Genomic DNA, 14499 nt, shown 5'->3' on the forward strand with positions numbered 1-14499 from the left:
TCCATGTCAGATAGCATCTGCCTTGCCAACGCCCGCCTTGTTCTGGCGGATCGCATTGTCACCGGCAGCGTGACGATCGAGGACGGCCTTATCACCGAGATCACCGAGGGCGATCACATCCCCATAGGGGCAACCGACTGCAAGGGCGACTACCTGATGCCCGGTCTGGTGGAGCTGCACACCGACAATCTGGAACGCCACATAGAGCCGCGCCCCTCGGTCGACTGGCCGCACCGCCCCGCTATTCTGGCGCATGATGCCGAGCTTGCCTCAACCGGGATCACCACGGTGTTCGATGCGCTGCGGGTGGGGTCGATCCATGATGGCAAGGCGCGCTATGACCCCTATGCGCGCAGCCTTGCCAACGAGTTGCTGGAGGTCCGCGCGGCAGGGCATCTGCGCATCAGCCATTTCCTGCACCTGCGGGCCGAGATTTGTTCCGAAACCCTGCTGGAGGAGATGGCCGCTTTTGGTCCCGCGGATCGGGTCGGCATCGTCAGCCTGATGGACCACACCCCCGGTCAGCGCCAGTTCCGCGATCTTTCCGCGCTCAAGACCTATGTCGCCAAGAAACGCGGGATGAATGATGCGGAATTTGAGGTCCATGTCGAAAACCTCAAGGCGTTGCAGCGTAAATACGGCGCGCAGCATGAGGTGGGCGCCGTGGCCGAGGCGAACCGCTATGGCGCGACCCTGTGCAGCCATGACGACACCACCGCTGAACAGGTTGTGCATTCACGCGAGAACGGTGTGCGCTTTGCCGAATTCCCCACCACACTGGAGGCGGCAGAGGCCTGTCACGCAAACGGGATCGCGGTGATGATGGGCGCGCCCAATATCATTCGGGGCGAGTCGCATTCGGGCAATGTCTCGGCGCTGGATCTGGCGCGGGCGGGGGTGCTGGATATTGTGTCCTCCGATTATGTGCCCTCGGCGTTGTTGTTGTCGGTGTTCCGGCTGAATGATGTTTGGGACGACCTGCCGCGCGCGGTGGCCTGTGTGACGCGCAACCCCGCATCGGCGGCGGGGCTGACGGATCGTGGGGCGATCGCGTCCGGCCTGCGCGGCGATGTGATCCGCGTCGGGCTGGCCCAAGGCGCGCCGCTATTGCGCGGCGTCTGGAGCAGGGGCGCGCGGGTCGGCTGAGAGGGTCAGCCCGCCTTCGCGTTGCAAAAACGCCACCACCTCGGCCACGCCCGTACCATCGCGCAGGTTTGCCATCACATAGGGGCGGGTCGCGCGGGCGGTTTTGGTATCGGTCTCTAGCTGGGTGATATCGACACCGACATGGGGGGCGAGGTCGGTTTTATTGACCACCAGAAAATCGGATTTCGTCACCCCCGGCCCCTTTTTGCGCGGGATATCCTGACCGGCGGCGGTGTCGATGACATAGATCGACAGATCGACCAGCTCGGGACTGAAGGTCGCGGCAAGGTTATCGCCGCCGGATTCAATCAAGACCAGATCGAGGTCGGGGAATTTGCCGCGCAGATCGGCCACGGCGGCAAGGTTGATGCTAGCGTCCTCTCGGATGGCGGTATGGGGGCAGCCGCCGGTTTCCACGCCGCGAATGCGATCTTGGGGCAAGACCTGCGCGCGGACCAGAAAATCGGCATCCTCGCGGGTATAGATGTCATTGGTGATCACCGCCATCGAACACCGCCGAGCCAATGCGCGGCAAAGCTGTTCGGTCAGCGTGGTTTTCCCCGCGCCCACCGGGCCACCAATTCCCACCCGAAGCGGGCCGTTTGCATGGGTCATGAGCGAAATATCCTTACCTCAAGTGTTTCGTGGCGCATGGCGGCCATATCGGCGCCGATGCTGCTGGAGAACAGATCATCCAATGTGGCCTCTGCGGCGCGGCCTGCGGTTTGCAAAATCACCGGCGAAAGGGACAAAAGCACGGCCTGCCCCTCGGCCCCGCCAAGCGGGACAAAACGCACGGCGGCGGAGACCAGCTGGGCGGCAAAGGCCTGAAGCCAAAGCGCAAGCACCTCCTTTGTGTCGAGGGCCATCCCTTGTGTGGCATGACCCACGGCCAGCGCATAGGGAAAAACCGGCGGTGTGGTGCCGGTCATACGGGCGACGAGCTGACCAAAGGTGGCGCCTTGGTCGCGCATCTCGGCGCTGCGCTCGGCACTGGGGGCATAGGCATAGGCCAGATCGGCGAGGGCATCGACATCGCCCTTGCGGGCCTGCGTCAGCAACACCGCATCCATCCAGCCGTTGCCATGGGTGATCAGCGCCGTGATCCAATCCGTCAGGCTGGCGGCATCCTGCACCGTGCCGTCGGCCATGGCTTGTTCGAGCCCTTGGCTATAGGCATACCCCCCCACCGGAAAGGCGGGTGAGAGCATCTGAACCAAGGCCAGCCGGTCCGCCGCAAGCGTGCTAATGTGCATGGCCCATCGTGCGGCCATGGCCATAAGCCCCGCCCTCCGGGTGAAAGGACAGCATCTTTGGCGTAAGGCTGGCCCCCAGCTGTGTCAGCATCGCCTCCAGCACCGGATCGCGGCGGATGACCAGATGATCGCCCGCCACCTGACAGGGCGTGTGCCGGTTGCCGATATGCCACGCCAGCCGCAAGAGGTTATCACCGCGGATCACGATCACGGGTTCCTCGGCGGCGGCAATGGCGATCACACGGCCATCATCCAGTTGCAGGGCCTGACCGGGCAAAAGATTGGTCACCTCGGCCAGATCCAGCATAAAGGCGGTGCCGCCGTCGGCCTCGATCCGTTTGCGGCGCATCAGGCGGCTTTCATAATCCAGCGTCACCGTGTCGGAGGGGGTCTGTCCATGCCCCAAGGGCAGGACGGTTTGGCAAAGGGCAAGCAGGGTCATAGGGCCTCAATACAAAAAATAACGTTGCGCAAGCGGAAGCTCGGCGGCCGGTTCACAGGTCAGCAATTCACCATTGGCGCGCACCTCATAGGTTTCGGGGTTCACCTCGATCACAGGCAAGGCATCGTTCAGGACCATATCGGCCTTGCCAATGTTGCGGGTGTTTTCCACCGCCAGCGTTTCCTTGGACAGGCCAAGCGTGTTGCGCAAACCGCCCGCCTGTGCCGCCGCCGAGGTAAACAGCACCGAGCCACGCTCCATCGCGCGCCCGTAGGCCCCGAACATCGGCCGTGAATAGACCGGCTGTGGCGTGGGAATAGAGGCATTGGTATCGCCCATCTGCGCGCAAGCGATGGTGCCGCCGACCAGAACAATCTCGGGCTTGGCGCCGAAAAACGCTGGATGCCAGAGGACCAGATCGGCGCGTTTGCCGACCTCGACGCTGCCGATGTGGCGGCTCATCCCATGGGCGATGGCGGGGTTGATGGTGTATTTCGCGACATAGCGACGGGCGCGGATATTGTCATTCTCGCCGGTCTCTTCGGGCAAACGACCACGTTGCTGGCGCATCTTATGGGCGGTTTGCCAAGTGCGGATGACCACCTCGCCCACACGCCCCATCGCCTGACTGTCCGAGGACAGGATGGAAAACGCGCCCATGTCGTGCAGGATATCCTCGGCGGCGATGGTTTCGCGGCGGATACGGCTCTCGGCAAAGGCGACATCCTCGGGGATGGATTGATCCAGATGGTGACAGACCATCAACATGTCCAGATGTTCCTCCAGCGTGTTGGAGGTATAGGGCATGGTGGGGTTGGTCGAGGAGGGGATCACATTGGGGCTGCTTGCGACCTTGATGATATCGGGGGCATGGCCGCCGCCCGCGCCCTCGGTGTGAAAGGCGTGGATGGTGCGGCCCGCAATCGCGGCCAGTGTGTTTTCGACAAAACCGGATTCGTTCAACGTATCGGTATGGATCATCACCTGAACATCCATCGCATCGGCCACCGTCAGACAACAGTCGATCGCGGCGGGGGTGGTGCCCCAATCCTCATGCAGCTTTAGCGCACAAGCACCGCCGTTGACCATTTCGACCAAGGCCTCTGGCTGGCTGGCGTTGCCCTTGCCCGACAGGCCGAAGTTGATCGGAAAGGCATCCAGCGATTGCAACATCCGCCCAAGGTGCCACGGCCCCGGTGTGCAGGTGGTGGCCAGCGTGCCATGCGCAGGGCCGGTGCCGCCGCCCAGCATCGTGGTGATGCCCGAATGCAGCGCGTCCTCTATCTGGCCCGGCGCGATAAAGTGGATATGCGCGTCAAAGCCGCCCGCGGTGATGATCTTGCCCTCACCCGCAATCACCTCGGTGCCCGGTCCGATGATGATGGTGACGCCCGATTGCACATCGGGGTTGCCCGCCTTGCCGATCGCATCAATCACCCCGCCACGCAGGCCGATATCGGCCTTGTAGATGCCGGTATGATCCAAAATCAGCGCATTGGTGATGACCGTATCCACGGCCCCCCCCGCGCGCGAGATCTGGCTTTGCCCCATGCCGTCACGGATCACCTTGCCGCCGCCGAATTTGACCTCTTCGCCGTAGGTGGTCAGGTCGCGCTCTACCTCGATGATCAGGTCGGTATCGCCCAGCCGGATGCGGTCGCCCGTGGTCGGCCCGTACATCGCGGCGTAATCGGGGCGGGAAATGCGTGTGGCCATGTCAGAGATCCCCCATGATCTTGCTGTTGAAACCGAACACCCGCCGCGCACCGCCATAAGGGACAAGCTGCACCTCGCGGCGCTGTCCCGGCTCAAAGCGCACGGCGGTGCCTGCGGCGATATCGAGCCGCATCCCGCGCGCAGTGGTCCGGTCAAACTCCAGCCCCGCGTTGGCCTCGGCAAAATGGAAATGAGAGCCGACCTGAACCGGTCTGTCGCCGGTATTGGCAACCATCATGGTGATCGCGGGCTGCCCTTCATTCAGGGTAATCTCACCCGCCGCAGGGAAAACCTCACCCGGTATCATAGCGCACCCCCGGCAAGGCCAAGCCCGGCAACCGCGGTGGCCAGCCCCATTGCGCGCGGCATCCATCCCGCGCCCATCCGGCCCAATGCGATGCCCACGCCATGCAAACCGGCGGTCATTCCGGCAAAGCCCGCGCCATAGGCGACAAGCCCCGTGCCTGGCCCCTCAACCCCATGGGCAAAGCCGTGCGCGGCCCCGAATACGGCCAAGGCCAGCAAAACAGTGGCCAAGGCGGGCCGCAGGGCAAGGGCCGCCGCCGTGCCGATCAGCACGACCGAGGCGGTGATCATCGGCTCTACGCCTGAAACTATCATCCCCGTGGCCCCCGCCATGCCGCCCGCCAACATCGCTAGCACAAAGGCCAAGGGCATCGCCCAAAGCGCGCGCCCGCCGATCATCGCGGCCCAGACCCCGACGCCGACCATCGCTAGAATATGATCGGCCCCCGTGATCGGGTGGATCATCCCCGCAACAAAGGCGCCCCCCCCGCTGTGGGCGCCGCTATGGGCAAAGGCGGCACCGGGCAGGCAGATCAGGGCAGGAAGGGTAAGACGCAACATCGGGTATCCTTTCAAACGGGGTCAGCGGATCGGCTGATGAACAGTGACAAGTTTGGTGCCATCGGGAAATGTCGCCTCGACTTGAACCGAGTGGAGCATCTCGGGGATGCCCTCCATGCAATCCTCGGCGCGAAGCACCTCGGCACCGGCCTGCATCAGATCGGCGACGCTGCGGCCATCGCGCGCGCCTTCGACCACGAAATCGGTGATCAGGGCCACGGCCTCGGGGTGGTTCAGCTTTACACCGCGTTCAAGCCGGTTTCGGGCCACCATCGCGGCCAAAGACACCAATAGTTTTTCGCGCTCGCGTGGGGTCAGGTTCATATCAATCCTCCGCTCTGCCAGACGCGGGGTAGGGCCCGTCCGGTCAGAATTTTCAAAACTCGGGCAAGTTGTTGACGCATGGGCCAGCCGTCCGCCGCACTGATGCGCAGCACACAGCGACCATCCCAGCCGGACACGGCCGCCCCCGCGCCCAAGGCCGCACGCAGCGGCCCGACGGCATCCTCGGCGCCCTGCGCGATCAGGCACACCACCGCAAAGGCACGATCCCCGCGTAAAAGGGCGGCCGAACGATCGGCCAGAACATCCGCATTCAGCCGCAAGCCCTCGGCCCAAAGGGGGCGGCCTTTGCGGCGGATGATGCGGTGGTCCTGTAATCCGGCGTGATGCAGGGTTTCGCCCATCGCGGCCCGGCCCAGAACAAGGCTTTCGGCCAAAAGACATTCGGCCCCCGCGGCCAGATCTATTTCTGTTGTGCGGTGCAGGTTGGCATTCTGGAACAGGATGGTTTCTTGTGGCATCCAGTCCAGCCGCCCACCCGCGCCGACACGCGCCCGAATATCCAGCCGTGCCGCGCCGCTCGACACGGCATAGCCGCGCTCGGCGGTTTGGGTGGTCGCCAGAACACGACATCCCGCGCCGACATCCATCGAGAGGCGCAAGTGGTCGCCGCCGGTCAGCCCGCCCGAGGTGTTCAAAAACACCGCCTCGGGCACATCCCCTGCAACACGCGGCAGCATGACCTTGGCCGCGCCTTCCTGACGCAGCACATCCAATGCGACCCGCCCGTTGCGTTTGGTGAATCCCAGATCCGCCAAGCCATAACTGCGCTGCATTTGGGATTGATCAATCTCGTCCAGCATCTACCCGCCTTTCAAGCCCCCTCTATGGCATGGCAGTTTGGCTGCGCACATATTCGGGCACGCAAAGACGAGGGGTAGACGGCGCGGCAGGTGTTGTTGCGCGTTATTTAGGCGAACTGCATAAAATGCGGGCTACTTCCAAAGGTATCATGCGCAAAAACCGGCTTTCTTAGGCTTTAATTCAGGCAGGGGGCATTATCTTCAGTTGTAATCGTTTCATTAGTTGTATGTTTCGAAAACTGAAGTATATCCGAGGCGCGTCGGGTTGAAGGATTCGTCATGGACCAAGCTGACAGAAAAAACACCTCTCCTTTGCCGGATGATCTTCCGGCAGAGCTTAATATTTTGTTGGGGGTGCATTTTCTCTATTGGAAAACTGCTGAGGTGCTGGATGCGACCAGCTCTCAATCGCGGCTTTCCAAGAACGAGCGCGGGCTTTTGCTGCTGCTGGAAAACCCCAAACGTATGGGGGTTCTGGCCGAACAGATGCAGATATTGCCCTCGACACTCACCTCTATCGCGGATGAGCTGGAGGGGAGAGGGATCGCGGTGCGTGAACGAAGTCCGGATGACCGCCGCGCATGGCGCTTGCGGTTGACCGATGACGGGGTCGCAATGCGACAGGACATTGTCGGGCAGGTCGTGCGCATGTTCAGGGAAGTTTCCGGCCTGTCACAGGCCGAGATCGAAATGATGTCCGCTGAAATGTTGAAAATCGCCCATAACATCAAGGCCAATGGCCTGCCTGAAGGAGCCAAGTCATGCCCGTAAAACACATGCTATTGGGATCTGTCCTCGCGCTTTTGGCATTTGCGCCGATGAGCCTGCAGGCGCAAGAGCCGCTTAAACCGGTGAAGCTTATCACGGCTGAGGCGGGTAACCCTGACAGGACGCGGCAGTTCTTCGGACAGGTCGTGGCGCGCCAGACTGTCGACTTGGCGTTTCAGGTGCCGGGCCAGATTGTCGAATTTCCGGTGATCGAGGGTACGTCAATCGCGCAAGGGGAATTGATCGCGCAGCTTGATCTGGAAAGTTTCGAGCTTTCCCTTGAGCAGGCGCAATTGCAAAAAGAACAGGCCGAGCGGAATTTGGACCGGTTGGAACGACTTTCCTCCAGAACTGCCAGTCAAGTGCAGATCGATGATACCGCGACCGCGCTTTCGCTTGCCAAGGTTGCGGTGAAAAATGCCGAATATGCGCTGAAACATGCCACGTTGCTGGCCCCCTTCGATGCCTTGGTCGCCACCCGAGAGGTTGCCAATTTCACCACGACTTCGGCGGGGACACCGGTTGTGCGCTTGCATGATATGTCGGAAATACGGGTAGAGGTGGATGTGCCTGAAATTCTGTTCCTCGGTCTGGATCAAAGTGATGATTTCACCATCTCCGCGCGGTTCCCCTCGTCGGATGTGCTTTACCCGCTGGATTTGCGAGAGTTCAATGCCGAAACCTCCAAGGTCGGACAGTCGTTCCGCGTCACATTAGGGATGAACCCGCCAGAGGGGCTTCGTATTTTGCCGGGGGCCTCTGTGACGGTGATCGCAAGCGTTCCGGGGGCTGATACGGGTGGTATTTTGCTGCCCAAACAGGCGATCTTCATTGATGATAACGGTGATCCGGCGGTCATGGCCTTCACACCCAAGGAAGCGGAGGAAGGTCACGTAAACAAGCTGTTGGTGCAGGTTGTCCCTGCGCAGGGGAATGATGTTCTTGTGACCTCGGGCATCGCGCCGGGGACGGAGGTGGTTGCCGCTGGCGGGGCCGCATTGAAGGACGGGCAAGCCGTTCGCCGCTTTGCCGGTTTTGGCAATTAAGGGGCCACAGATGAATATCGCACGTTTTTCTATCGAAAAGCCGCTGATCACTTGGCTGATCATCCTTGGTGCCTTTTTGGGCGGGCTGTGGGGGTTTGCCACCTTGGGGCGGCTGGAAGATCCGGCCTTTACCATCAAAACCGTGGTCATCTCCACCCAATATCCCGGTGCCACGGCAGAACAGGTCGCGGTAGAGGTGTCGGAGCCTTTGGAATCCGCGATCCAGAAAATGGGTGAGGTGGATAAGATTACCTCGATCAACCAGCCGGGCAATTCCCTGATTACGGTGGATGTTTATTCCACCTTTGGCGGGGATGAGTTGCCGCCGATCTGGACCAAGCTGCGCAACCGGGTTTCCGACGCGGCCCGCGCCCTGCCTGAAGGGACAAGCGTGCCCTATGTGAACGACTCCTTTGGCGATGTGTTCGGGATTTACTATGCCGTGCAGGCCGACGGGTTCTCAGACGCGGAAAAGCACGAATTGGCCACCTTTTTGCGCCGCGAATTGCTGACCGTTGACGGTGTGGCCGATGTAGAGGTGAAGGGCCTGCCCGAAGAGGCGATCTTTATCGAGCCTGTCATGGCGCAGGCCGTCAACCAAAACCTCGCCCCCATGAGCATCATCAGCGCGCTGGCGAATGCGGATTCGGTGGTGGATGCCGGTGTGGTCCGCGCCAATGGCGCACGCACGATTATTCAGGCGCCGGATGGTTCGGGCAGCGTCGACGCGATCGCCTCGCTGACCATCGGGTCGGAGGGGGAGGTGATCAACCTCTTTGACATTGCAACGGTTCAACGCGATCGTATCTCGGCCCCTGAAATGCTGGTGCGCTTTAATGGTGCGGATGCGTTTACGCTGGGTGTGGCGGGGCTTTCGACGGAAAATATCGTCGATGTCGGCCGCCGTGCCGAGGCGCGCTTGGCCGAGCTGAAAGACAATATCCCCTATGGTGTCACCCTAAGCCCGATCTATCAGCAGCATGTGGTGGTGGATGAGGCCTCTAGCGCCTTTATCGTCAACCTGTCGATGTCGGTTGCGATTGTTGTGCTGGTGCTGGCCATTGCTATGGGCTGGCGCGCCGCGATCGTGGTGGGGGCGACCTTGTTGCTGACGGTGGTCGGCACGCTGTTTTTCATGGCGATCTTTTCCATTGAGATGGAGCGGATTTCGCTGGGCGCGCTGATTATCGCGATGGGGATGCTGGTCGATAACGCCATCGTGGTGGCCGAGGGGATGCAAATTTCCATGCGGCGCGGCAAGGACAGCTATACCGCCGCCGATGATGCCGCCGCCAAGACCCAGATCCCGCTGTTGGGGGCGACGGTCATTGGTATCATGGCCTTTGCCGGTATCGGGCTTTCGCCGGATGCGACGGGGGAATTCCTGTTCTCGCTCTTTGCCGTGATCGGGATTTCGCTATTGCTGTCGTGGATATTGGCACTGACGGTGACGCCGCTGCTGGGGCATTACTTTTTCAAGCAAGGGTCGGGCGAGACCGATGACGCCTATGACGGCTGGATGTTCCGCATATACGGCAAGGCGCTGGAATGGTCGTTGCGGATGCGCTGGCTGGTTGTTGTGGCCTTGCTGGCGGTGACGGTGGTGTGTTTCGCGGGCTTCGGGATGGTGAAGCAATCCTTCTTTCCCAACAGCAATACGCCGATGTTCTTTGTGCATTACAAGCTGCCGCAGGGCACGGATATCCATGCAACATCGGATGATATGCGCAAGATGGAAGACTGGCTTGCCGCCCGCGAAGAGGTGGCATCGGTTGCTACATTCGTGGGGCAGGGGGCCTCGCGCTTTATGCTGACCTATGACGCGGTCAAGCCCAACCCCAGCTATGGCCACCTGATTATCCAAACCGAGCGGCTGGATCAGATCCCCGCGTTGCAGGCTGACCTGAATGCCTTCGGGCGCGCAACCTTCCCCGAGGGGGAGTTTCGCACCACGCGGCTGGTCTTTGGGCCGGGCGGCGGTGCGCCGATCCAGTTGCGGATTTCGGGGGCGGATCCGGCGGTGTTGCGCCAGCTTTCAACCCAGATGATCGGGGTCATGCAATCGGCCTCGGACAACCTGCTGGACCTGCGCACCGATTGGCATGAGCAAGAGCTGGTCCTCAAACCAATCTATGCCACCGAGCGCGCCAAAACCGCAGGCGTCAGCCGTGATGATATTGCCGATACGTTCCGGCTTGCGACCGAGGGGATTATCAGCGGCGTTTACCGCGAGGGCGATCGCCAGATCCCGATCATCACCCGCCTGCCGCGCGATAGTGAACTGGGGCTGCTTGATCAGGTCGTATTTTCCGACTCAACCGGTGAGGTGCTGCCGATTGCGCAGATGATCGACGGTCTGGAATATGAGGTTCAGAATACGCTGGTCCATCGCCGCAACCGCGTCTCTACACTGACGGTAGAGGCGGATATCCCGCAAGATGTAACCGCCCCGCAGGTTCAGGCCGAGGTTCAGGCCGCAGTGGAGGCGGTGGAATTGCCACTGGGGTACAGCATGGATTGGGGCGGCGACTATGAAAGCTCTCGTGAGGCGCAGGCGGCGCTTGGCGCGCAGCTTCCGGTTTCCGCGCTGATTATGGTGCTGATCTCGGTGCTGTTGTTCAATGCGATACGTCAGCCGTTGATCATCTGGCTTTTGGTGCCGATGTCGGTCAACGGGGTGGTGATCGGGCTGTTGGGCACCGATATGCCCTTTACCTTTACCGCACTTTTGGGGTTGTTGTCACTGTCGGGGATGTTGATCAAGAACGGGATCGTGTTGGTCGAGGAAATTGATCTGGTTCGCGCCGAAGGGCTGCCGTTGAAAGAGGCAATCATCACCGCGTCCACCTCACGTTTGCGGCCGGTGATGCTGGCGGCGGTGACGACGATCCTTGGGATGGCGCCGCTGTTGTCGGATGCGTTCTTTGTTTCCATGGCGATCACGATTATGGGCGGGCTGGCCTTTGCCACTATCCTGACGCTGATTGCGGCCCCGGTGTTCTATTACCTGCTGTTCGCGCGCGAGGAGGCACGGGCCATCGCGGCCTGAGCCCCCGCGCGCGGGGGTTAGCCGATCAGCTTTTCGGGCAGCCAGGTTGCCAGTTCGGGGAACAGCACGATCAGGATCAGGGTTAGCACCTGCAATCCGATGAAGGGCAGCACCCCGCGGCACATCTGCCCGTAGGTCATATCGGGCGGCGCAATCGATTTGAGGTAAAAGATTGAGGAGGCCATCGGCGGTGTCAGATATCCGGTCTGGATGACGATCAGAACCAAGGTCGCAAACCAGATCGGGTCAATTCCCGCCGACCGTATGAAGGGCGCAAACAACGGGACGCAAATCAAAACGTTCGCCGTCCAGTCCAGCACAAAGCCAAGGATGAACACCACCAGCAGAAAGAAAACGATCATGCCGGTGGTTCCCAAGCCGGCCCCGTCGATGAACTCGCGGATCAAACGCGCGCCGCCGTTGGCCGCGAATACCCCCATGAACATTGTCCCTGCGGCCACGATCAGCAAGATCATCGCTGAAATTCGCACCGTAATGGCCAAGGATTCCCGCAAGACAACCCAGTTGAACCGCCGGTTGGCAACGCAAAGCACCAGCGCGCCTGCCGCGCCAACAGCCGCCGCCTCGGTCGGGGAGGCGACCCCCCAAAGGATCGACCCAAGCACCGAGAAGATAAGCAAAAACACCGGCACCAAGGTTGTCACGGTCGCCGTCAGCTTTTCGGCCAGTGTAAATGTCTCCTCGGGGGCGTCGCCCTCTTGGGCTTGGGGCGGGTTGAGCATGCCTTGCACGGCGATATAGCCCAAGAACAGACACACCATGATCAACCCGGGGATCATCATCCCCGCCAGCAGCTTGCCAACCGACATCTGCGCCAGCGAGGCATACATCACCGCAATCACTGAAGGCGGGATCATGGTGCCCAACGATCCACCGGCACAGATCGTGCCTGCAATAAGGGTGTTGCTGTAACGGGCCTTTTGCATCGCGGGGATGGCCATCATCCCGATCATCACCTCAACCGCGCCGACAACCCCTGCGGCGGCGGCAAAGACCGCCCCCATGGCGATGGTCGCCAAGGCAAGCCCGCCGGGAAAGCGGCCCAGCCACATGTTCATCACGCGAAACAGCCGCTCTGCGATGCCGGACCGTTCCAGCAAGGCCCCCATCAGGATGAACATTGGGATCGCCGAGAGGATGAAGTTGGTCGAGGCCGAATAGAACGAGCCGTAAAGCTGGTTAAAACCAACGGGGCCAAAGGCCAGCAATCCACCGGCCACCGAAACGATGACGAGGGAAAAGGCGATCGGCAGCCCAAGCAAAATAAGGGCGAATAGTGCGGGAAACATCAGGGCTGCGGTGGCCATATCAGGTCTCGATTTTGAATGTGGTGTCGGCCCGTGGGGCCAGTAATGCGCGAATACCCTCGGCGGCGATTTGCAACGCAAGGGCTGCAAGCCCCAAGGTCAGCGCGGTGTAGAACGGCCACATCAAGGGCGCCCAAGGGCTGACATGTTCAACCTCGGCGGTGATATAGGCGCGCCAGCTGCGTTCCCCGGCAATCGAGGCAAGCTTGGCAAAGACCGGACACAGGATGAAGAGGTAGACCAAACCGTCAATTCCGGCCCGCAGCCGTGGCGGAAAGCGCGACGACAGGAAATCGATCCGCACATGGGCATCTTCGCGCAGCGCCTGTGCGGCCCCCAGCACAAACAGAACGCCGGTACTCATATAGGCCACGTCAAAGGCCCATTCGGTTGGCGCGCCAAAGGCATAGCGCGCCACCACTTCATAGAGCATGGAGCCGATCAGGATAAGCACCATTCCCTGCGCCATATACCCCAAGACCAGCGATATACGGTCAGCTATTGCAAGAAACAGGTTTTTCATGATCGCTCCTTGCTGTGTTATTTGCTGTTGCGGATCAGGTAGCCGCTTTCAGCAGCCCAACGGTCCATATAGGCGATGTAGTCATCCAGAATGGCCGCCATCTCGGGTTGGTCCGCAGCTTTCTTCTTGATCCAGTCCAGACCTGCTGCCGAAAGCTCCTCGGCAAAGGCGGGGTCAAGCTCGATCACCTCGGCCTTGCCGCCGCGGAAAACTTCCATCGCTTTCATGTCTTGATCGTAGAAGTTCAGGAGCGATTGCAAGGTTGTCAGCTCTGCCGCCGCTTCGATCTTGGGCTTGAGCGCGTCATCCAAAGCATCCCAGGTTTCTTGCTTCAGGACCACTTCCCAAAGGAAGGTCGGCTGGTGAACGCCGGGGGTGATGATATAGGGCGCTGCCTCATGGAACCCTTCGGGAAGGTTGGCCGAGGGTGGGCCCCATTCGATCGCATCAACGCCTTTGCGTTCCAGCAGGGTGTAAATCTCACCCGGGGGGACAACCGTGGGGACCGCGCCAAAATAGTCGCGCATCACTTCGGCCCAAGGGCCGGACGTGCGGTATTTCAGGCCCTTCAGATCCTCGGCGTTGCGGATCGGTTTGTTGGCATGGGCCATGATCTCGGATGATCCGATGCCCACAACCAAGGATTTGAAACCATCGGCATCACGGATTTCTTGCAGCTTTTCCTTGCCGCCACCTTCATAAATCCAAGTGGTATAGGCCTCTGGGCCCATGCCGCCCGGAAAGCCGGAAAAGATCGCGTTGATCGGGTTCTGGTTCACCAGATAGCTGGGCGTGGAATGTCCCGCCTCAACGATCCCGTCGCGCACCCCGTCATAGACCTGAAGCGCAGGCACAAGGATCCCGGCGCCAAAGGGCTGTATCTCAACCGCGCCGTCGGTCAGCATATCAACGTTCTTGGCAAAGCGTTCCAGAAAGTTGACGTAAAAGGGCGACCCTTCGGGCACCGAAGTTGGCACGCGCCATGTGACATCCTGCGCCGAGACCCCGGCCGCCAAAAGCGACAGGGCACCGGCCCAAGCCAGAGTTTTGGTATAATGAGTCATTGATATCTCCTCTGTTGGGTGCCGCCGATATTTGTGTTCCGGCGGCTTAGGAGACATATGATAACCAAACTTTGCTTCCTGTCGACATAAAAAATACATCCAGCATTCAAAAAGATTGCCGCCGCTGGGAAATGCACATGCGTAAAGGA

General features: G+C 60.7%; 15 protein-coding genes. 4 read left to right on the plus strand and 11 right to left on the minus strand.

Annotation, left to right across the window (positions count from 1 at the left end; all coding sequences use genetic code 11):
* The first annotated feature begins 3 nt into the window (after positions 1–3).
* On the plus strand, positions 4–1146 hold the full coding sequence (locus EOK75_RS18590) for an alpha-D-ribose 1-methylphosphonate 5-triphosphate diphosphatase (RefSeq protein WP_137195869.1): 1143 nt from the start codon (positions 4–6) through the stop codon (positions 1144–1146).
* On the opposite strand, the gene ureG is transcribed toward EOK75_RS18590, so the two are convergent.
* From ureG to EOK75_RS18630, 8 genes are read right to left on the minus strand one after another with little or no spacing between them, the layout of a single operon-like run.
* Complete coding sequence (ureG, locus tag EOK75_RS18595; protein WP_137195506.1) at positions 1105–1761, minus strand: urease accessory protein UreG; 657 nt, start codon at positions 1759–1761, stop codon at positions 1105–1107. The two genes, EOK75_RS18590 and ureG, sit on opposite strands and share 42 nt — an antisense overlap.
* A complete protein-coding gene (locus EOK75_RS18600) occupies positions 1758–2426 on the minus strand; it encodes an urease accessory protein UreF (RefSeq protein WP_137195507.1) in 669 nt (222 codons plus the stop codon). The genes ureG and EOK75_RS18600 overlap by 4 nt, the downstream gene beginning before the upstream one ends.
* Positions 2392–2844: an urease accessory protein UreE gene (locus EOK75_RS18605; RefSeq protein ID WP_137195508.1), complete on the minus strand. Its 453-nt coding sequence runs from the start codon at positions 2842–2844 to the stop codon at positions 2392–2394. Before EOK75_RS18605 ends, EOK75_RS18600 begins: the two co-directional genes overlap by 35 nt.
* A gap of 6 nt (positions 2845–2850) precedes the next feature.
* Positions 2851–4560 (minus strand): urease subunit alpha, encoded by a 1710-nt coding sequence (gene ureC, locus EOK75_RS18610; protein WP_137195509.1) that lies wholly within the window; start codon positions 4558–4560, stop codon positions 2851–2853.
* Position 4561: 1 nt separating this feature from the next.
* Positions 4562–4867, minus strand: coding sequence for an urease subunit beta (locus tag EOK75_RS18615; RefSeq protein ID WP_137195510.1), 306 nt, complete (start codon positions 4865–4867; stop codon positions 4562–4564).
* Positions 4864–5427 carry a HupE/UreJ family protein gene (locus tag EOK75_RS18620; protein WP_240794095.1) on the minus strand — a complete coding sequence of 188 codons (564 nt, stop codon included), beginning with the start codon at positions 5425–5427 and terminating at the stop codon, positions 4864–4866. Before EOK75_RS18620 ends, EOK75_RS18615 begins: the two co-directional genes overlap by 4 nt.
* Positions 5428–5448: 21 nt before the next feature.
* Positions 5449–5751 (minus strand): urease subunit gamma, encoded by a 303-nt coding sequence (locus EOK75_RS18625; protein ID WP_137195511.1) that lies wholly within the window; start codon positions 5749–5751, stop codon positions 5449–5451.
* Complete coding sequence (locus EOK75_RS18630; protein ID WP_137195512.1) at positions 5748–6572, minus strand: urease accessory protein UreD; 825 nt, start codon at positions 6570–6572, stop codon at positions 5748–5750. Before EOK75_RS18630 ends, EOK75_RS18625 begins: the two co-directional genes overlap by 4 nt.
* 279 nt (positions 6573–6851) lie before the next feature.
* Between EOK75_RS18630 and EOK75_RS18635 the strand changes: the two genes are divergently transcribed.
* Genes EOK75_RS18635 through EOK75_RS18645 form a run of 3 tightly spaced genes read left to right on the plus strand, consistent with a single transcriptional unit; the run spans position 6852 to position 11435 of the window.
* Positions 6852–7343 carry a MarR family winged helix-turn-helix transcriptional regulator gene (locus tag EOK75_RS18635; RefSeq protein WP_137195513.1) on the plus strand — a complete coding sequence of 164 codons (492 nt, stop codon included), beginning with the start codon at positions 6852–6854 and terminating at the stop codon, positions 7341–7343.
* A complete protein-coding gene (locus EOK75_RS18640; protein ID WP_137195514.1) occupies positions 7334–8386 on the plus strand; it encodes an efflux RND transporter periplasmic adaptor subunit in 1053 nt (350 codons plus the stop codon). Before EOK75_RS18635 ends, EOK75_RS18640 begins: the two co-directional genes overlap by 10 nt.
* Positions 8387–8396: 10 nt before the next feature.
* Positions 8397–11435, plus strand: a complete 3039-nt coding sequence (locus EOK75_RS18645) for an efflux RND transporter permease subunit (RefSeq protein WP_137195515.1) — start codon at positions 8397–8399, stop codon at positions 11433–11435.
* 17 nt (positions 11436–11452) lie between these two features.
* On the opposite strand, the gene EOK75_RS18650 is transcribed toward EOK75_RS18645, so the two are convergent.
* The 3 genes from EOK75_RS18650 to dctP are packed head-to-tail and all read right to left on the minus strand — an operon-like array spanning position 11453 to position 14350.
* Positions 11453–12763 (minus strand): TRAP transporter large permease, encoded by a 1311-nt coding sequence (locus tag EOK75_RS18650; RefSeq protein ID WP_137195516.1) that lies wholly within the window; start codon positions 12761–12763, stop codon positions 11453–11455.
* Between the two features lies 1 nt (position 12764).
* On the minus strand, positions 12765–13286 hold the full coding sequence (locus tag EOK75_RS18655; protein WP_137195517.1) for a TRAP transporter small permease subunit: 522 nt from the start codon (positions 13284–13286) through the stop codon (positions 12765–12767).
* 17 nt (positions 13287–13303) lie between these two features.
* Positions 13304–14350, minus strand: coding sequence for a TRAP transporter substrate-binding protein DctP (gene dctP, locus EOK75_RS18660; RefSeq protein WP_137195518.1), 1047 nt, complete (start codon positions 14348–14350; stop codon positions 13304–13306).
* Positions 14351–14499 lie beyond the last annotated feature (149 nt).

The sequence above is a fragment of the Pseudorhodobacter turbinis genome (assembly GCF_005234135.1).
Lineage (GTDB): Bacteria > Pseudomonadota > Alphaproteobacteria > Rhodobacterales > Rhodobacteraceae > Pseudorhodobacter > Pseudorhodobacter turbinis.